This is a genomic window from Rhizobium sp. BK176 (assembly GCF_024808055.1).
Map to the genome: position 1 here is coordinate 1 of NZ_JANUBV010000003.1, position 18965 is coordinate 18965.

Annotated in this window: 19 protein-coding genes; 11 read left to right on the forward strand and 8 right to left on the reverse strand. The window is 60.7% G+C overall.

Features of this window, described 5'->3' with window-relative positions:
- The first annotated feature begins 406 nt into the window (after positions 1–406).
- The 3 genes from hrpB (at position 407) to FHT76_RS12815 (ending at position 4844) form a co-directional block, all read left to right on the forward strand.
- The gene (hrpB, locus tag FHT76_RS12805; RefSeq protein WP_259127016.1) at positions 407–2860 is read left to right on the forward strand and encodes an ATP-dependent helicase HrpB; all 2454 of its coding nucleotides are present in this window, start codon (positions 407–409) and stop codon (positions 2858–2860) included.
- A 28-nt stretch (positions 2861–2888) separates the two neighbouring features.
- Positions 2889–4199 carry an ActS/PrrB/RegB family redox-sensitive histidine kinase gene (locus FHT76_RS12810; RefSeq protein ID WP_114714263.1) on the forward strand — a complete coding sequence of 437 codons (1311 nt, stop codon included), beginning with the start codon at positions 2889–2891 and terminating at the stop codon, positions 4197–4199.
- Positions 4200–4268: 69 nt separating this feature from the next.
- Positions 4269–4844 (forward strand): ActR/PrrA/RegA family redox response regulator transcription factor, encoded by a 576-nt coding sequence (locus FHT76_RS12815; protein WP_016556903.1) that lies wholly within the window; start codon positions 4269–4271, stop codon positions 4842–4844.
- Positions 4845–4846: 2 nt separating this feature from the next.
- Here FHT76_RS12815 and FHT76_RS12820 read toward each other — a convergent pair whose 3' ends face one another.
- Complete coding sequence (locus FHT76_RS12820) at positions 4847–5341, reverse strand: MmcB family DNA repair protein (protein ID WP_183864427.1); 495 nt, start codon at positions 5339–5341, stop codon at positions 4847–4849.
- A 181-nt stretch (positions 5342–5522) separates the two neighbouring features.
- Between FHT76_RS12820 and FHT76_RS12825 the strand changes: the two genes are divergently transcribed.
- Complete coding sequence (locus FHT76_RS12825; RefSeq protein WP_016556901.1) at positions 5523–6209, forward strand: L,D-transpeptidase; 687 nt, start codon at positions 5523–5525, stop codon at positions 6207–6209.
- A gap of 75 nt (positions 6210–6284) precedes the next feature.
- Here FHT76_RS12825 and FHT76_RS12830 read toward each other — a convergent pair whose 3' ends face one another.
- The 5 genes from FHT76_RS12830 to hslV all read right to left on the reverse strand — a co-directional run bounded on the left by FHT76_RS12830 (position 6285) and on the right by hslV (position 13023).
- Positions 6285–8456: a malate synthase G gene (locus tag FHT76_RS12830; protein WP_183864426.1), complete on the reverse strand. Its 2172-nt coding sequence runs from the start codon at positions 8454–8456 to the stop codon at positions 6285–6287.
- Between the two features lie 92 nt (positions 8457–8548).
- On the reverse strand, positions 8549–9961 hold the full coding sequence (locus FHT76_RS12835) for a cytochrome P450 (protein WP_183864425.1): 1413 nt from the start codon (positions 9959–9961) through the stop codon (positions 8549–8551).
- A gap of 51 nt (positions 9962–10012) precedes the next feature.
- The gene (locus tag FHT76_RS12840) at positions 10013–10960 is read right to left on the reverse strand and encodes a DUF1402 family protein (protein ID WP_183864424.1); all 948 of its coding nucleotides are present in this window, start codon (positions 10958–10960) and stop codon (positions 10013–10015) included.
- Positions 10961–11148: 188 nt separating this feature from the next.
- Complete coding sequence (gene hslU, locus FHT76_RS12845) at positions 11149–12456, reverse strand: ATP-dependent protease ATPase subunit HslU (RefSeq protein WP_183754817.1); 1308 nt, start codon at positions 12454–12456, stop codon at positions 11149–11151.
- Between the two features lie 39 nt (positions 12457–12495).
- Entirely contained in the window at positions 12496–13023 is a 528-nt protein-coding gene (hslV, locus tag FHT76_RS12850; RefSeq protein ID WP_183754819.1) for an ATP-dependent protease subunit HslV, read from the reverse strand.
- Positions 13024–13202: 179 nt separating this feature from the next.
- Between hslV and hisB the strand changes: the two genes are divergently transcribed.
- From hisB to coaA, 7 genes are read left to right on the forward strand one after another with little or no spacing between them, the layout of a single operon-like run.
- Complete coding sequence (gene hisB, locus FHT76_RS12855; RefSeq protein WP_183754821.1) at positions 13203–13811, forward strand: imidazoleglycerol-phosphate dehydratase HisB; 609 nt, start codon at positions 13203–13205, stop codon at positions 13809–13811.
- Positions 13812–13833: 22 nt separating this feature from the next.
- Positions 13834–14319 carry a DUF2628 domain-containing protein gene (locus tag FHT76_RS12860; protein ID WP_183864423.1) on the forward strand — a complete coding sequence of 162 codons (486 nt, stop codon included), beginning with the start codon at positions 13834–13836 and terminating at the stop codon, positions 14317–14319.
- Positions 14320–14970 carry an imidazole glycerol phosphate synthase subunit HisH gene (gene hisH / locus FHT76_RS12865; RefSeq protein WP_183864422.1) on the forward strand — a complete coding sequence of 217 codons (651 nt, stop codon included), beginning with the start codon at positions 14320–14322 and terminating at the stop codon, positions 14968–14970.
- Between the two features lie 26 nt (positions 14971–14996).
- On the forward strand, positions 14997–15746 hold the full coding sequence (gene hisA, locus FHT76_RS12870; RefSeq protein WP_183864421.1) for a 1-(5-phosphoribosyl)-5-[(5-phosphoribosylamino)methylideneamino]imidazole-4-carboxamide isomerase: 750 nt from the start codon (positions 14997–14999) through the stop codon (positions 15744–15746).
- Entirely contained in the window at positions 15743–16525 is a 783-nt protein-coding gene (gene hisF, locus FHT76_RS12875) for an imidazole glycerol phosphate synthase subunit HisF (protein ID WP_183864420.1), read from the forward strand. Before hisA ends, hisF begins: the two co-directional genes overlap by 4 nt.
- Before the next feature lie 15 nt (positions 16526–16540).
- Positions 16541–16864 (forward strand): phosphoribosyl-ATP diphosphatase, encoded by a 324-nt coding sequence (locus tag FHT76_RS12880; RefSeq protein WP_183864419.1) that lies wholly within the window; start codon positions 16541–16543, stop codon positions 16862–16864.
- On the forward strand, positions 16861–17856 hold the full coding sequence (gene coaA / locus FHT76_RS12885; protein WP_016556888.1) for a type I pantothenate kinase: 996 nt from the start codon (positions 16861–16863) through the stop codon (positions 17854–17856). The genes FHT76_RS12880 and coaA overlap by 4 nt, the downstream gene beginning before the upstream one ends.
- Here the strand turns inward: coaA and FHT76_RS12890 are convergent.
- Positions 17853–18464 (reverse strand): alpha-ketoglutarate-dependent dioxygenase AlkB, encoded by a 612-nt coding sequence (locus FHT76_RS12890; protein WP_183864418.1) that lies wholly within the window; start codon positions 18462–18464, stop codon positions 17853–17855. The genes coaA and FHT76_RS12890 overlap by 4 nt on opposite strands.
- 1 nt (position 18465) lies before the next feature.
- Positions 18466–18900 carry an alternative ribosome rescue aminoacyl-tRNA hydrolase ArfB gene (gene arfB / locus FHT76_RS12895; RefSeq protein ID WP_183754835.1) on the reverse strand — a complete coding sequence of 145 codons (435 nt, stop codon included), beginning with the start codon at positions 18898–18900 and terminating at the stop codon, positions 18466–18468.
- Positions 18901–18965 lie beyond the last annotated feature (65 nt).

Consider the following 18965-nt stretch of genomic DNA (forward strand, 5'->3'; position numbering starts at 1 on the left):
AAATCTCTAGAGCGAAGGACTTCGTCGCCAGCAGCGCCGCCGCCCTCGTTCAGTGAGTGGGCTTATAGATCCTACCCCTTTTCTAAGTCAACAGCGCAAAACAAAGTTTTTTGACATTTTTGTAACACACTGATTCGATTGACGGATTTTCGGGAGGTGCGGTTTTGGCCGTTCTTAGGGCACCGGAACGGCGACTCCCGGCTGTGCTTTTGGCGCAGTTTCCATTTTCAGCTGCAGAATCCCTCTCTCTTACCTCTGTGGCGGTCCCCGAAGAGAGACGACTTGCGCAATGGCGCGGTGTCAGTAGGTTCACGAGCGATGCAACCGCGGGGAATGACCGCATGCCGATCCTGACGGAAATGCGCCCCGCCCACGCTTATGAGATGAAGACGCGCACGTGACCCGCATGACTTTGCCGGACCTTCCGGTCTCAGACGTTCTCCCGGATATCGGCGCGGCGCTCGCCGCAGAGCGCCGCGCGGTGCTGTCTGCTCCTCCCGGCGCCGGCAAGACTACGCTTGTTCCCCTTTATCTGCTTGATCAGGATTGGCGTGGCGATGGCAAGATCGTGCTTCTCGAGCCGCGGCGTCTGGCAGCCAGGGCGGCGGCAAGCCGTATGGCATCGTTGCTCGGTGAGACCGTAGGTGAGACCGTCGGCTATCGCATGCGCCTCGACACCAGAATATCGGCCAAGACCCGCATCGAGGTGGTCACGGAAGGCGTGTTCGCACGCATGATCCTCGATGATCCGGAACTCTCGGGCGTGTCGACGGTGATCTTTGATGAGTTCCACGAGCGTTCGCTCGACGCCGACTTCGGACTGGCGCTGGCGCTGGACGTACAATCCGCTTTGCGCGAAGACCTGCGGGTGCTGGTGATGTCAGCGACGCTCGACGTGGCGCGCATCATGACACTCCTGGACCAGCCCCCGCTCGTCGAAAGCATGGGGCGCAGCTTTCCGATCGATATCCGCTATCAGGATCGACCTGCAAGCGAGCGCATCGAAGAAACGATGGCGCGCGCCGTCACAAACGCGCACGCCAGCGAAAGCGGATCGATCCTTGCCTTCCTGCCTGGCCAAGCAGAAATCGCGCGCACCGCTGAGCGGCTCGAAGGGCGCTTCGGGTCACAGACACTGATCGCTCCGCTCTACGGCAATCTCACACAGCGGGAACAGGACGCGGCGATCCGGCCGGCCGAGCCAGGAACGCGCAAGATCGTGCTCGCCACCTCGATCGCCGAGACATCAATCACCATCGACGGTGTGCGGATTGTTATCGACAGCGGTCTGCAGCGGCTACCGGTGTTCGAGGCGTCAACCGGCATCACGCGGCTGGAGACGGTGCGCGTGTCGCGCGCCTCGGCGGACCAGCGCGCCGGGCGCGCCGGCCGAACCGAGCCGGGTATCGCCATCCGCCTGTGGCACCAGGGACAGACTGCCGCACTGCCGGCATTTACACCGCCACAAATACTCTCCAGCGATCTCTCCGGCCTTGTCCTCGACTTGGCGAATTGGGGCGTTCAGGACACACGTTCGCTCTCCTTCGTCGATCAGCCGCCGGAGACGACGCTTTCCGAAGCACGTACGCTGCTAGTTCAGCTCGGTGCACTCGACAAGGAAGGTGCTTTGACGCGGCGCGGAAAGATGATGCGCGATCTTGCCCTGCCACCGCGTCTGGCCGCCATGGTGATTTCGGCAGGCGAGACGGGGCATGCAAGAGATGCAGCGGAGCTTGCGGTGCTGCTGACTGAACAGGGGCTCGGAGGCCCCAGCATAGACCTCGAAGAGCGGATGCGGCGCTTTCGCTCGGAGCGCGGCGATCGCGTCGAAGGCGCGCGTCAGCTGGCGGCTCGACTGGCCAAGGGTCTCGATGTCACCAAAGCAACGGAACCGAGCCAGACGGGACGGCTGTTGCTGCACGCCTTTCCGGACCGCATCGCACTGCAGCGCGGCGGCAGAGGCCGCTTCCTGATGGCGAACGGGCGCGGCGCCGAACTGCCGGAAACCGAACGGCTCGCCGGCAGCCCGATGCTCGTCATCGCAGACTTGACGGGTCGGGCCGCGCAAGGGCGCGTCCTGTCGGCAGCCGAGATCTCACGCGCCGACATCGAGGAGGACCTGCCCGGCGCCATTTCGACCGGCGATCAGATCGTCTTCGACCGGCAGAGCCGGCAGGTGAGAGCCAGGCGGGCGACACGGCTCGGCGCCATTATCTTCGACGAGACACCTCTGCCCCGCCCCACCGGCGAAGCCGTCAGCCGCGCGCTGGCAGACGGTGTGCGCGAGTTGGGGTTGGAACAGCTGCCGTTTTCCAAAGAAGCCATGCAGTTGCGCGAACGCATCGGCTTTCTTCATCGCAGCATCGGCGGCCCGTGGCCTGACGTCAGCGACGCGGCACTGGTTGCGCGCTTGGACGATTGGTTCGTTCCCTACCAGACGGATGCCCGGGGGATTTCCGACATCTCTTCGTCCGCACTCTCGAACGGATTGATGGCGCTGATCCCACACGAGCTGCAGCGCGATCTCTCACGTCTCGCGCCGACGCATTTCGAAGCGCCGACCGGACAGCGGCATCCAATTCAATATAGCGGCGAGGAGCCTGTTCTGACGATCCGTGTGCAGGAGCTGTTTGGCCTCAGGCAGCATCCCGCGATCGGCGGCGGACGACTACCATTACTTCTCGAGCTGACCTCACCGGCGCACCGGCCGATTCAGACGACACGTGATCTGCCCGGATTCTGGGCCGGATCTTGGAAAGATGTGCGGGCCGAGATGCGCGGCCGCTATCCCAAGCATCCCTGGCCCGAACGACCGGAAGACGCCATGCCGACGACACGGGCGAAGCCGCGTGGTACATGAGCCCTAGCATAGCCCATGGGGATATCAGATGGTCGATAATGTCGTGAGTTCGCCGGAAGAAGATAGGCACAGCAGCAGGCGCCTGAGACTTCAAACGCTGGTGCGGCTGCGATGGCTTGCCGTGGGCGGCCAGGCTGTGACTGTGTTCATCGTTGCCTTCTGGCTCAAGTTTCCGCTTCCACTTGGTGCCTGCGCGGCGCTGATCGCAGCCCTGGCGGCCGTCAATTTCTACCTGATGATCCGCTATCCGCCGACACACCGGCTCTATCCCGGCGCGGCCTTCGTGCTGCTCGGCTTCGACCTTCTGCAGCTCTGCGCACTGCTCTTCATCACCGGCGGCCTGGCCAATCCCTTTGCGGCCCTCGTCTGCGTTCCCGTCATCATTTCCTTCGCATCGCAGCCGATCCGCTTCAGCACCGTGCTTATTCTGATCGCGATGGTCTGCATCACTATCCTCGCCTTTTCCCCCTTTCCCTTGCCGTGGTTCGATGGCGTCGAGATCAACGTCCATACCGTGATGCAGTTCGGTGTCTGGTGCTCGATCGCATCGACCATGGCTTTTGCCGCCTTCTATGCATACCGGGTCTCGATGGAGGCGAGCCAGCTGGCCGATGCGCTGGCGGCCACCGAGTTGGTGCTGCAGCGCGAGAAGCACCTTTCTCAGCTCGACGGTCTTGCTGCCGCCGCAGCACACGAACTGGGAACGCCACTCGCCACCATCAGCGTCGTTGCCAAGGAAATGGAGCGCGAACTGAAGAATGACGACCGCTTTCGCGAGGATGTGCAACTGTTGCGCAGCCAGAGCGAGCGGTGCCGCGACATCCTGCGGCGGCTGGCAACGCTTTCTGCGGAAGGCGAAGCTCATCTCCGGCGGCTGCCTTTGTCGTCAATGATGGAAGAGATCGTGGCGCCTCACAGAGAATTCGGGATCAAACTCGAACTGATCGAGAAGAGCCCGCGCAAGGGCGAGCCAGTGACTGACCGCAACGCCGGCATTATGTACGGGCTCGGCAATTTGATCGAAAACGCTGTCGATTACGCGCGCGACAAGGTGATTGTGACCGTCGAGCATGATGTCAGAAAAGTTCGCATCACGGTGGAGGACGACGGCGACGGTTATTCCCCTGATATCCTGACCCGGATTGGCGAGCCCTATGTCACCAAGAGGCAGAGGGAAGACCGGGCCGGCGGGCTGGGGCTCGGCCTCTTCATCGCCAAGACTCTCCTCGAACGATCGGGCGCGTCGCTGGTGTTCGAGAACCGCATGCCCGAGACGGCTGGAGCGCGGGTGCGTGTCGAATGGCCGCGCATGCTGATCGATGCAAATTCGACAAAATGACGCTATCGGCTTAATGAACAGCGGGACACTTGACTTTTATCAGGCAGGCAGCTGCCGGGATTGACGAACATGAACGAGCTTGACCACGACTCCTCCCTCGCAGATGCGGATCATATTGGTCCGGATGCCAGCCTTCTGATCGTCGATGACGATGGCCCGTTTCTGCGCCGACTGGCGCGCGCGATGGAGACACGTGGCTTCAAGGTTGAGACTGCGGAATCGGTCGCGGAGGGCGTTGCCAAATCGAAGAGCCATCCGCCCAAATACGCAGTGGTCGATCTGCGACTTGGCGACGGCAACGGGTTGGATGTGATCGAAGCCATCCGCCAGCGCCGTGATGACACCCGGATCATCGTCCTCACGGGGTACGGAAATATTGCGACCGCTGTTACGGCCGTGAAACTTGGCGCCGTCGACTACCTGGCGAAGCCCGCCGATGCCGACGACGTTTACGCCGCCCTCACCCAGCGCGCCGGCGAGAAGGCGGAACTGCCGGAGAACCCGATGTCGGCCGACCGTGTGCGCTGGGAGCATATCCAGCGGGTTTATGAGATGTGCGAGCGCAATGTTTCGGAGACTGCACGGCGGCTCAACATGCATCGCCGCACGTTGCAACGGATCCTTGCCAAGCGCGCGCCGAAGTAGCGTCAGATATCGTCGACCTCAAACGGCTTCCCGTTTGCCCATTCGGCCATCAGCAGGCGCTGGGCGGCTGCGCGAGAGAAATTAAGCGTCACGGATTTTCGCGTCGCTGGCGCAAGGCGATGCTCTGGTGCCTCGCGGATCATATGCGCCCCGTAGCCATCCGATAGAAACAAGCCGCAATCCTCGGGGAAGATATCGAGCGGAACATCCTTGTGGGTGGCGAAGAATAGTCGGTCGCAATGGAGGCGATAGTCCGGCCATTTGCGGTCAACCCGGAAGTCCTCCACCGAGGTCTTGATCTCGATGATCCAGATTTCGCCCTTCTCCGAAATCGTGATCAAGTCAGCCCGTCGTCCGCTGGCAAGCGACAGCTCCGGCAATACGGCGTGACGCATCTCATGAAGTAAAATCTGAGTCCCGCGGCGGACCAGCATAGCTCTGTCCGACTGTCGCCCGTCTATTAACGGATTGTTATTGTAAACACTCAAAATCGTCATGGATAACCGTAGGTCTGGCGCGCGCGTTGTTGCAAAAAAACCATGCGCTTCTAATTTGCCGCTGCGTATTGGTTTTGCCGCACTGCAACAGCTTGCAAAGGCAAAGTTAATCGAAAATAAACCATAATCAAAGATGGTTCAAAAGACCGTTCTCCCCTTGCCCATTTCCTAAGAGACATCCATGCGCATCCGCAATGCATTTCCTGTATTCGGCCTGATGGCGACGCTCGCTCTGGCCGGTTGCTCCTCGACTATCGAGAGCGCCTCCGTCGAAGACAAGGTCGCGCCGGGGCCGACCGTTCAGACCGCGCAGATCTTCGACGACGCCTATGGCGTGACGACGGATGCCGGATATTCGCTGCCGGCGATCCCGATCCAGAGGGTCAAGCCGCAGTTCCGCCGCCAGATCGTCTCCTACGAAACCACCGAGCGCCCGGGCACGATCATCGTCAACACCCGCGAACGCTTCCTCTATTACATCCTGCCCGGCGGCAAGGCGATGCGTTACGGCATCGGCGTCGGCAAGCAGGGCTTCGCATGGGCGGGTACGGCCTATGTCGCATGGAAGCAGGAATGGCCGACCTGGCATCCCCCGAAGGAAATGGCCGAGCGCAAGCCCGAGGTCGCCAAATATGTCGAGGAGGGCATGGGCCCCGGCCTCAGCAACCCGCTCGGCGCGCGCGCCATGTATCTCTTCAACGAAAAGGGTCAGGACACCCTGTTCCGCCTGCACGGTACGCCGGAATGGGCTTCGATCGGCACCGCTGCCTCGTCTGGCTGTATTCGTCTGATGAACCAGGACGTCATCGATCTCTACAGCCGCGTACGTCCGGGCAAGACGACCTCGAAGGTCATCGTTATCCAGTAAGCGGCGCTGAAAAATGGGTATTAAAAAGGCCGCCGGAACATCGTTCCGGCGGCCTTTTCCATTGGTTCGTCCTTGTCAGATTGTCTGCTTGGCCTTCAGCTCGAGGCGGCGACGATGGAGGACCGGCTCGGTATAACCGTTCGGCTGCCCCCTACCCTTCAGGACAAGATCGAGTGCCGCCTGGAAGGCGATCGAACCGTCGAAATCGGCAGCCATCGGCGCGTAGGCTGGATCGGATGCATTCTGCTGGTCGACGATCGCGGCCATACGCTTCATTGTCTCGACGATCTGCTCTTCGCTTGTCACCTTGTGATGCAGCCAGTTGGCCATATGCTGGGCGGAGATGCGCAGCGTCGCACGGTCTTCCATGAGGCCGACATTGTTGATGTCAGGCACCTTGGAGCAGCCGACGCCCTGATCGACCCAACGGACAACGTAACCCAGAATGCCCTGGGCATTGTTGTCGAGTTCGCGCTGGATTTCCTCCGGCGTCCAATTCGGCCTGATAGCAACAGGCACCGAGAGGATGTCGGAAAGCTTGGCGCGGGCGCGATCCTTCAAGCCCTGCTGGACGCGGGCGACATTGACGCGGTGATAATGGGTGGCGTGCAGCGTCGCGGCGGTCGGCGACGGAACCCAGGCGGTATTGGCGCCGGCCTTCGGGTGCGCGATCTTCTGCTCCAGCATCGCCGCCATCAGATCCGGCATGGCCCACATGCCCTTGCCGATCTGAGCATGGCCGGAAAGGCCGCATTCGAGACCGATATCCACGTTCCAGTTCTCGTAGGCCGCGATCCAGGCGGCCTGCTTCATGTCGCCCTTGCGAATCATCGGCCCTGCTTCCATCGACGTGTGGATCTCGTCGCCGGTGCGGTCGAGGAAGCCGGTGTTGATAAAGACGACACGTTCGCGGGCGGCGCGGATGCATTCCTTGAGGTTGACGGTGGTGCGCCGTTCCTCGTCCATTATGCCCATCTTGATGGCGTTGCGCGCCATGCCGAGGGCATCTTCGACGCGCGAGAAGATCTCGGCGGCGAAGGCAACTTCCTCGGGGCCGTGCATCTTCGGCTTGACCACATAAACCGAACCGGCGCGGGAATTCTTGCGGCGGCCGTTCGGGCCGACGTCGTAGAGCGCAATCATGCCCGTAATCATTGCGTCCATGATCCCTTCGGGCACTTCATTGCCTTCGCGATCAAGGATTGCCGGATTCGTCATCAGGTGGCCGACGTTGCGAACCAGCATTAATGAGCGGCGATGCACTTCGAACGGCGTGCCTGACGGATCGCTGTACTGCAGATCAGGATTGAGTTTGCGAATGAAACTCGAGCCGCCCTTCGACACTTCCTCCTGAAGGTCGCCCTTCATGAGGCCAAGCCAGTTGCGATAGACGACGACCTTGTCTTCGGCATCGACGGCTGCAACCGAGTCCTCGCAGTCCATAATCGTCGTGATTGCCGATTCTAGCCAGACGTCGGAAATATGGGCCGGGTCGCTCTTGCCAATGGCGGTCGAGGCATCGATGACAATGTCGACGTGGATGCCGTTGTTCTTGAGCAGGATGTGAGACGGCGTCGCGGCATCTCCCTGATAGCCGGCAAAATGCGCTGGATCGGTCAGCGAAACATGCTCGCCGTCGGTCGAGGTGATCGCGAGAGCCCCGTCCTTGACAGCAAACGTCGCAACATCCTTCCAACTCCAGCCATCGAGCGGCGCGGCTGTGTCCAGGAAATCGCGAGCCCAGGCAATGACCTTTTCGCCGCGCTTCGGATTGTAGCCTTTGCCCTTCTCGGCGCCATCGGTCTCGGGAATCGCGTCCGTGCCGTAGAGCGCGTCATAGAGCGATCCCCAACGAGCATTGGCAGCGTTCAGCGCGTAGCGAGCATTCATCACGGGAACGACGAGCTGAGGACCGGCAATCGAAGCGATCTCAGGGTCGACGTTCGTCGTGGTAACCTGGAAATCCGAGCCTTCCGGCAGCATATAGCCGATGTCGCGCAGAAACACCTGATAGGCTTCGATATCGGTCGGCGCACCATGCTGGCGGTACCAGTCATCGATGCGGAGCTGGAGTGCATCACGCTTTGCGAGCAGTTCGCGATTGCGCGGCGCCAGATCGTGAACGATCGCCGAGAAATCGGTAAAGAACTTTTCGGCATCGATCTTCAAGCCGGGCAGCGCTTCCTTGACCAAGAAATCATGAAGGACGGCCTCAACAGCAAGACCGTTTTTATCGATGCGGCTCATTCAATATCTCCTTAGACCCACAAACGGGGTTTTGCATGCTGCTACTTTGCCCGGCTTTCATTCATAGTCAATTATGCAATAGTTCTAAAGATTTATGTCCGTTCGGGAACATATCTCGACGTGACGAGCATCGGCAGACCGTTTTGCGGCTGCGTCGTCAGTTTCTGCACCGGCCAGGGATTGGTCTGGTTTGTCACATCGAAGCGGAAACGGTGCATCAGCACGGCGAGAGCGATGACAGCCTCCTGTAGCGCAAAGGTTGCGCCGATACAGACACGCGGCCCGGCACCGAACGGCAGGAACTGGAAGCGCCCGATGCTACCGCGGTTCTCCGGCAGGAACCGCTCCGGGATATAGGCGCGCGGCTTGTCCCAATAGAGTTCGTGGCGATGCAGCGTCCACGGCATGATGAGGACGGTGACACCTGCCTCGATCTCCACCGTTTCGCCTTTCGCGTCGGTCCAGCGATCGGCGGTGATGGCGGCACGATTGATCGACGGCGCCGGCGGATAGAGCCGCAGCGCCTCCTCAAAGGCGGCGCGCGTATACGGCATCAGGTCGAGCCACTTCACCGGTTCGACATCCTGGGCCAGAACGCGATCGATCTCCTCCTCCATCGCCCCGCGGATGTGCGGCGTGTTGGCCACGCAATAAAGCGTCCAGGCAAGTGCGCGTGCCGTCGTCTCATGGCCGGCGCCGATAAAGGTGAGGATATTGTCCTCTATTTCGTCATTCGTCAGTCCGCCGGTCTCAGCCTGATCAAGGAGCAAGGTCAGAAAGTCGTCCGGTGTGGAGGCTCGATCGGCCTGCATGCGAGCCAGCCGGGCATCCATGGTCTGGCGCACGATGTTGCGGAATTTGTCGAGCACTTTCTGCCCGCCGATGCGCGTGACGCGCGGAACCCAAGACGGGGCGCGCAGCAAATCCATCGGATCGACGCGCCCCATGCGATGCAGCAGGGCGTTTACGTCGTCGGCAAAGCTGTCGGAGGAGGTGACGATCTCGCCCGAAAACAGCGTATCGGCAAGAATGGCGAAGGTCAGCTCCGTCATGTCGGCGGCAATCTCGAAGACCTTGCCGTCACTGCCGGCTGCTTCGTATTTCCTCGCATAATCTTCGGACTGGCACAGCATCTGCCCGGCAAAACCGTTGGCATGACGAGGCGTGAAAACCGGCGCCACCGCCTTTCGAGAGCGCTTCCAGACATCCCCCTCCGCCGTCAGCAGCCCGTCGCGCAGGATCGGACGCAAAATAAGCTGGCGAATATCCGACATGCGGTAGTTCGCGGCGTTATCGACGAGAACATGACGGATTAGGCCCGGATCGTTGACGATCAGGGTCCTTTCGCGAAAGAACCGTGTCTGAATCCACGGCAGCGTGTAGGAGGGCTCGCCCCAGAGCTCCAGCGGGTTGCGCAGAATGGTTCGAATTATCTGAAGACGGCTCGGCGGCACCGTACGAGGTAACGGCGCGGGCGGTACGAAGGGATCCGGACGCATGTCCATCAGAATTCAGCCTTTTCGCCGGAGATCTAGGCTCTCCCGGCAAGGCGAAAGCTAGAGCAGACGCTCCAGCTCGTCCAGCTTGTCGTTGACCAGCCAGCCGTAATAGTTTTCTTCCGGCCAGACGGTTTCACCGGAAGCACGGTTCTTGGCAGCGAGAGCCGCCGCGCGCTGGCGCGAATTGCCGACATTGTAGAGCGTCGCGGTCAGTCCCGGGTTCCTCGAGATATCCATGTCGGCGATCTGCTTATAGTCGTCGACCGACCGCCGGATGGACGCTGCGACAAAGGCGAGCGAGATATCTGGCTGCATGATCGCCTTGTAGACGGAACCGGCGTCCTTCTCGTTCAGCTTCTCGTAACCCGAGACCTTGGAGACCAGATCGGTCAACATCAGGGCCGTCAGCGGGTTGATCTGCCCAAGACCGAAGGTCTGGCCGGCGTAGAAAGGCTGGAAGAAGACTGCGCTGAAGCGGTTGTTCGGGTAGCTCTTGCCATCGACGGTCTTGCCGCGGAACTCGCTTTCCCAGATGTCCTCGCGGCAGCTCCACAGCGTGTAGGAATCGCCCTTGCCGTTACATTCGGCAAACTGCGACCGCCTGACGAAGTCATCCACATCCTCGCCGTTGTAGGCGAAGCGGAAGCTCTCACCCGCATAGGACGCGGCCTTCACGTAGTAGGATTGCAGGCGGTCATAGGCATCGACATTGTACGTATGCTCGCCGACGATCGCGCCGATCACATGGATCGGATCGATGCCGTAAGCGGCCGACACCTTTTTGATCTTGGCCATCAACTCGTGATCCGACGCCAGGAGGTCATGGACCTTGTCATACTTGCGATCGAACGAGCTCTTCGTGCCCTTGGTGCGGCGAACCGAGGCGCCCGGAATATCCGGCTGCTCGGCGTGACGATTGCCCGGCGGCACCACCTGCATGGCGAAGGCAGGTGCCGACGTCAGCACGGCAGCGGCAATCAGGAGGCTTGTCAGAAGGCGTCGCACGATCAGCGTTCCCGTCGGTTCATGGCAATGTCGCGAAGCGCGCTGACTGGACCACAATCTTGGCCGAATAATGCTGGCGCGGACAACAAAACGGGCCTTTCACTAAAAAGTAAAAGGCCCGCTGTCGAGAGTTGAAGCTATCAAAATCGTGGCATCACATCAGTAAGGCGCGCGCCGATGCTTGTTCATCACAGGATGAAGCGTGACAGATCGGTGTTTTGCGCCAGATCGCCGACATGCTTGCGGACATAGTCGGCGTCGATCGTCACGCTTGAGCCGCCGCGATCCGGGGCATTGAAGGAGATTTCGTCCAGAACACGCTCCATCACCGTCTGCAGGCGGCGCGCACCTATGTTTTCAACGGACGAATTCAAATGAACAGCAACGTCCGCCAGGGAATCGATGCCATCGTCAGTAAATTCGAGGCCGAGGCCTTCGGTTTCCATGAGAGCCTTGTACTGCCTGATGAGGCTCGCCTCGGTCTCCGTCAGGATACGGCGGAAATCTTCCTTGGTGAGCGGGCGCAGCTCGACGCGGATCGGCAGACGGCCCTGAAGTTCCGGCAGCAGATCGGACGGCTTGGAGACGTGAAAAGCACCGGAGGCGATGAAAAGGACGTGGTCCGTTTTCACCGGGCCGTACTTCGTCGACACCGTCGTGCCTTCGACCAGCGGAAGCAAGTCGCGTTGAACGCCTTCGCGCGAAACGCCGGCGCCCATGCCGCCGTCGCGAGCCGCGATCTTGTCGATCTCGTCGAGGAAGACGATGCCGTCATTCTCGACGGCCCGGATCGCCTCGCGCTGAATGACTTCGTTGTCGATCAGCTTGTCGGATTCGTCGCGGATCAGATCCGTATAGGATGCCTTGACCGTCGTGCGGACCTTCTTGGTACGACCCCCCATCGCCTTGCCGAACATTTCGGAAAGGTTGAGCACGCCGATATTGCCGCCCTGCATGCCGGGAATATCGAAACCGCCCATGCCTGTGCCCGTATCGGCGATCTCGATATCGATTTCCTTGTCATCAAGCTCGCCACTGCGCAGCTTCTTGCGGAAGCTGTCGCGGGTCGCCGGCGACGAGGTGGCGCCGACGAGCGCGTCGAGAACACGCTCTTCAGCGCTCATGTGCGCCTTGGCCTGCACTTCGCTCCGCTTCTTTTCGCGAGCGAGGCCGATGCCGACCTCGACGAGGTCGCGGATGATCTGCTCGACATCGCGGCCGACATAGCCGACTTCGGTAAACTTCGTGGCTTCGACCTTGATGAACGGCGCGCCGGCGAGCTTGGCGAGGCGACGGGAGATTTCCGTCTTGCCGACGCCGGTCGGCCCGATCATCAGGATGTTCTTGGGCATGACTTCGTCGCGCAGATCCGGATCGAGCTGCTGGCGCCGCCAGCGGTTGCGCAGCGCAATCGCCACTGCGCGCTTGGCCTCATGCTGGCCGATGATATAGCGGTCGAGTTCGGAAACGATCTCGCGGGGGGAAAATGTGGTCATATCGAATATCCCATCAGGGCGTGGATCTTTGAAACCGGATCAAGCTTCGGCATCGAGCGTCTCTACGACCACGTTGTGGTTGGTGTAGACGCAGATATCAGCGGCAATATCGAGTGCTCGACGCGCGATCTCCTCGGCCGACTTATCGGTATCCATCAAGGCGCGGGCCGCAGCGAGCGCAAAATTACCGCCGGAGCCGATTGCCATGGCGCCGTGTTCGGGCTCGAGAACATCGCCATTGCCCGTTATTGCAAGCGTCACCTGCTTGTCGGCGACGAGCATCATGGCTTCGAGATTGCGGAGATACTTGTCCGTGCGCCAATCCTTAGCAAGCTCGACGGCAGCGCGCATCAGCTGGCCCGGATATTGTTCGAGCTTCTTTTCGAGACGTTCGAGAAGCGTGAAGGCATCGGCCGTGGCGCCTGCGAAACCGGCAATGACCTCACCCTTGCCGATGCGCCGCACCTTGCGGGCATTGCCCTTCATCACGGTCTGGCCGAGGCTTACCTGGCCATCGCCGGCCATGATGACCTTGCCGCCCTTTCGAACTGTAACAATCGTTGTCATCTACTATACCTTTGCCCGTCTGCCGGGCTTGTTGCGTCGGGCCGAACGCCGGCCCTGTCGAGCCCTATGTAAGTGCGTGAAAGCCGATTGCAAATGGCGGCGTTTTCTGCCGCAGCGGTTCTGGATATTTCACGGCTCGCCTGATAAGGAACCCCCGTATTTCCTGATGGAGCAGCCATATGGCCGAGACCGCAGCAAGCCGCACGGGTACCGTGTCCCGCAAGACGAACGAGACTTCGGTTTCCGTTTCCGTCAATCTCGACGGCACCGGAAAGTCGAAAATCTCGACCGGCGTCGGCTTCTTCGATCATATGCTCGATCAGCTTTCGCGACATTCGCTGATCGACATGGAGATCGAGACCAAGGGCGACCTGCACATTGACGATCACCATACGGTGGAAGACACCGGCATCGCGATCGGCCAGGCGATTGCCAAGGCGCTCGGCGATCGCCGCGGCATTGCCCGCTATGCCTCGATCGACCTCGCGATGGACGAGACAATGACGAAGGCTGCAGTCGACCTCTCCGGTCGCCCCTTCCTCGTCTGGAACGTCGCCTTCACCGCGCCGAAGATCGGCACGTTCGACACCGAGCTCGTTCGCGAATTCTTCCAGGCGCTTGCCCAGAACGCCGGCATCACCTTGCATATTCTCAACCATTATGGTGCCAACAACCACCATATTGCAGAGACGTGCTTCAAGGCCGTTGCCCGCGCGCTGCGTACGGCGACAGAGATCGATCCGAGACAGGCGGGCCGTGTCCCCTCAACGAAGGGCACGCTCGTCTGAGCCCCCTAGGGAGCTTGACGATATGACTTCCAGCTATCTGGTTCTGACTGCGCCTGGCGGAACGGACACCAACCGCGAGAAGACGCGTTTCATTCGCGACGGCTTTACCGTGCTCGGTTTTCTCTTCCCCTGGATATGGCTCGCCTTCCACAGACTGTGGCTCTACGCCATCGCAGCGTTTCTCCTGCAAAGCCTCGGCGGTGCGCTAGCGGACCGGGCCGATCTCTGGCCAGTCGGCGTCGCAATCACCTTCGGCACCAGTTTGCTGGTCGCGCTTGAGGGTCAGAATCTTCGCGCCCGTAATCTGGTTGCGAAAGGCTGGGGCGAAGCCGATCTCGTTTCGGCCGATTCGCTTGCGACCGCGGAAGAAATCTACTTTTCGAATGTCCAGACCGATGCCGGCGAGAGCCGACCCGCGCCCTCGCCGCAATGGGATCAAGCAGCCCATGCACCGCGACACGGCAACGCCACTTCGCTCGGTCTCTTTGGTTTTGATGGAGGACGCTGAATGCGCGTCGCAATTATAGACTACGGATCCGGCAATCTGCGTTCGGCGACGAAGGCCTTCGAACGGGCAGCGCGGGAAGCCGGCATCGACGCCGTGATCGAACTGACAGACAAGGCAGGGGCTGTGGCGGCCGCCGATCGCGTCGTGCTGCCGGGTGTTGGCGCCTATGCCGATTGCCGGCGCGGGCTCGATGCCGTTCCCGGCATGTCGGAAGCGTTGATCGATGTGGTCCAGAAGAAGGCCCGGCCGTTCCTCGGCATTTGCGTCGGTATGCAGCTGATGTCGTCGCGCGGACTCGAGAAGACCGTCACCGATGGCTTCGGCTGGATTCCCGGCGATGTCGTTGAAATGACGCCTAATGATGCCAACCTGAAGATCCCGCAGATCGGCTGGAATACGCTGGACCTGAAATCCCCTCACCCGCTGTTCGACGGAATTCCGACCGGACCGAACGGGTTGCATGCCTATTTCGTGCATTCCTACCATCTGGCGGCGAAGAACCCCGGCGACGTGATTGCGACGGCCGAGTACGGCGGCCCGATCACCGCTTTCGTCGGGCGCGACAACATGGCCGGAGCCCAGTTCCATCCTGAAAAGAGCCAGAAGCTCGGCCTCGCCCTGATTGCCAATTTCCTGCGCTGGAAGCCTTGAGCTCGCGCACTGCAAGGACTGACAGAATGATCCTATTTCCAGCAATCGACCTCAAGGATGGCCAGTGCGTTCGCCTCAAGCTCGGCGATATGGAACAGGCGACCGTCTACAATCCCGACCCCGGTGCGCAGGCGAAGGCATTCGAAGATCAAGGCTTTGAATGGCTGCACGTCGTTGATCTCAATGGCGCTTTCGCGGGCGAAAGCGTCAATGGCGCCGCGGTCGATGCGATCCTGAAGGCAACGAAGAACCCGGTTCAGCTTGGTGGCGGCATTCGCACGCTCGACCATATCGAAAACTGGCTATCTCGCGGTCTTGCCCGCGTCATTCTCGGGACCATCGCGGTGCGCGATCCGGCGCTCGTGATCGAAGCCTGCAAGAAGTTTCCCGGCCGCGTTGCGGTCGGAATCGATGCCAAGGGCGGGAAGGTCGCGGTCGAAGGCTGGGCCGAGGCATCCGAGCTCGGCGTTATCGAACTCGCGCAGAAGTTCGAAGGCGCCGGCGTAGCCGCGATCATCTACACCGATATCGACCGCGACGGCATCCTCGCCGGCATCAACTGGGCATCGACGCTCGAGCTTGCCGAAGCGGTATCGATCCCGGTCATCGCATCCGGCGGCCTTGCTTCGATCGAGGATGTGAAACGGATGCTGCAACCCGATGCACGGAAGCTCGAGGGTGCGATTTCCGGTCGCGCGCTCTATGATGGACGGATCGACCCGGCAGAGGCGCTGGCGCTGATTTCGGCCGCACGCGCGAAGGAGACTGCACAATGACCCTGAAGGCTCGTGTCATTCCCTGCCTCGACGTTAAGGACGGCCGCGTCGTCAAGGGCGTCAATTTCGTCAACCTGGTCGATGCCGGAGACCCAGTCGAGGCTGCCAAGGCTTATGACGCCGCCGGTGCCGACGAATTGTGTTTCCTCGACATCACCGCGTCCTCGGACAATCGCGAAACGATCTTCGATGTCGTCGCACGTACGGCCGAGCAATGCTTCATGCCCGTCACCGTCGGCGGTGGTGTCCGCACCATTGCTGATATCCGCAAGCTGCTGCTCTGTGGCGCTGACAAGGTCTCAATCAATTCAGCGGCGGTCAACAACCCCGATTTCGTTGCCGAAGCCGCCGACAAGTTCGGCGACCAGTGCATCGTTGTGTCGATCGACGCCAAGCGCCGGACCACGCCCGCGCAGGGCAACGTCAGCGCCTGGGAGATCTACACACATGGCGGCCGCAACGCGACCGGCATCGACGCGGTGGATTTTGCTCGAAAGATGGTCGAGCGTGGGGCGGGTGAACTGCTTGTGACCTCGATGGATCGGGACGGAACCAAGGTCGGCTACGATCTCGAACTGACACGCGCCATCGCGGATTCGGTTCGGGTGCCCGTTATTGCCTCCGGTGGCGTCGGCGACCTCGACGATCTCGTGGCGGGCGTCAAACAGGGACATGCCAACGCTGTGCTGGCCGCTTCGATCTTCCACTTCGGGACCTATTCCGTCGGGGAAGCGAAGCGCTATATGTCTTCTTGCGGCATCGACATGCGTCTGGACTGAGTGGGAAGCAGAATCATGAGCGAATTCACCCTCGCCGACCTCGAAAAGATCGTCGATGCCCGGTCGAAAGCCTCGCCGGATGAGTCCTGGACGGCAAAACTCGTTGTTGCAGGCCAGCCAAAGGCGGCCAAAAAGCTCGGCGAAGAGGCGATCGAGGCCGTGATGGCCGCGATCACCGATGACCACGAGAACCTCACCTATGAAGCCGCCGATCTTCTCTATCACCTATTGGTCGTATTGAAGGTGGCGGGCATTCCGTTGCAAAGTGTGATGGCGGAGCTTGAGCGGCGCACCGCTCAATCCGGCCTGACAGAAAAGGCGAGCCGGCAAAGTTCATGAGTATCGCAAGACAACTCATCGGAGCGCCCGAGACGCTCGATCATTTTCAGGCGAATGCGTATTCGCCCTACCACTTCTTTTCCTCCGAGGAATGGGCACGCTTCCGTGCCGATACACCGCTCACGCTGAAAGGCGACGAGGTCAAGCGGCTACGCTCCATGGGTGATCCGATCGATCTCGATGAAGTGCGGCGGATCTATCTCTCGCTTTCGCGGCTCCTCTCGGCGCATGTGGAATCGTCACAGCTGCTTTTCGAGCAACGCAATCGCTTCCTCAGCCTCTCTGACGTAGCAAAGACGCCGTTTGTGATCGGCATCGCGGGGTCGGTGGCTGTCGGCAAATCCACCACGGCCCGTATCCTGAAGGAACTTTTGACGCGGTGGCCGTCGAGCCCGAAGGTGGACCTTGTGACCACCGACGGCTTCCTGCATCCGAACGCCGTGCTGCAGCGCGAAAACCTGATGCAGCGCAAGGGCTTTCCCGAGAGCTACGATACCGGCGCGATCCTGCGTTTCCTGGCGGCGATCAAGGCGGGCCAGCCGAACGTCAAGGCGCCGTCCTATTCGCATCTGGTCTACGACGTGCTGCCGAACGAATACAAGATCGTCGACCGGCCCGACATTCTGATCTTCGAGGGCATCAACGTCCTGCAGTCACGCGACCTGCCGGCCGGTGGCAAGATCGTACCGATGGTTTCCGACTTCTTCGACTTCTCGATTTACATCGATGCGGATGAAAGCCGGATTCATGACTGGTATGTGGCGCGCTTCATGCGATTGCGTGAAACAGCGTTTCGCGATCCCCACTCCTTCTTCCACCGCTATGCCTCGATCAGCGAGGAGGAAGCGCTGACGATCGCCGAAGGCCTTTGGGAAAACATCAACCTGAAGAACCTGCGGGAAAACATCCTGCCGACACGCCCGCGGGCCGATCTGATCCTGCGCAAGGGCAATAATCACCTGATCGAACAGGTAGCTCTGAGAAAGCTCTAGGGCGTTACCCGGCGAAGCGTCAGGTTGATGCGACCACCGTTCTTCAGCAGCGTCGATGTTGATGGATATATCTTGTCGACGCCGTGGAAGCAAAGGCGCCCTTCCGCTCCCAAGACCACGACGTCACCGCTTGAGAGCTTGAAGGAAAGCGTCCGGTCGTTGCGCCCGAGACCACCAACTCGAAACAGGCAGCTATTGCCGAGCGAGATCGACACGACGGGGGCTGCGAGATCCTGTTCGTCCTTGTCCTGATGCAGTCCCATACGCGCCTCGTCGGAGTAGTAGTTGACAAGGCAGGCCTGCGGCGGCTTGTCGTAGCCGGAGACATCGTTCCAGATTTCCAACAGTTCCGCATGGATACCCGGCCAAGGTTTGCCGGTCACAGGATGGGTCGGCTGATAGCGATAGCCACGCTCCTTGTCGGTGACCCAGCCGAGCGGGCCACAATTCGTCATGCGAACCGACATCGGCTTGCCCGTGCCGGGCATGATGGGCACAAACAGCGGCGCGTCCGCGACGATCGACCTGATGATATCGACCAATGCCTGCTGCCGTGGCCGGTCCAGATAGTCAGGGTGGTGACTGACGCCATTCGGCAGCTTCAGCATATCAATCACCGAGCGGTCGTCCGCGCATCTTCTTCACCTCCGACCTACCCGACTTCTCCTTCAGCCGACGTTCGACCGATCCTTTAGTCGGCTTGGTCTTCTTGCGCGGCGGCGGCGGCGGTTTTGCCGCCTCGAGGATAAGCTCTTTCAGCCGCTCTCGCGCGTCTTCCCGGTTACGATCCTGGCTGCGGAAGCGGCTCGCCTCTATCATCAGCACGCCTTCCTTCGAAAGGCGCTTGCCGGCGAGCTTCACGGCATTCCCCTTCACGCGCTCGTTCAAGGAAGGGGAGTTCGGAATATTGAAGAACAGCTGGACGGCTGTCGAAACCTTGTTGACGTTCTGCCCGCCAGGGCCGCCTGCGAGGACAAATTGCTCGGTCAGCTCCCACCCGGCGACGGTGATTCGATCGTTGATGTAAAGGGGTTCGCTGGCCATGCGCTTTCTATCTCATATCGGCCGGCCCTTGGAAACAGCCAAAGAAACCCGACGGAGGCCGCCGG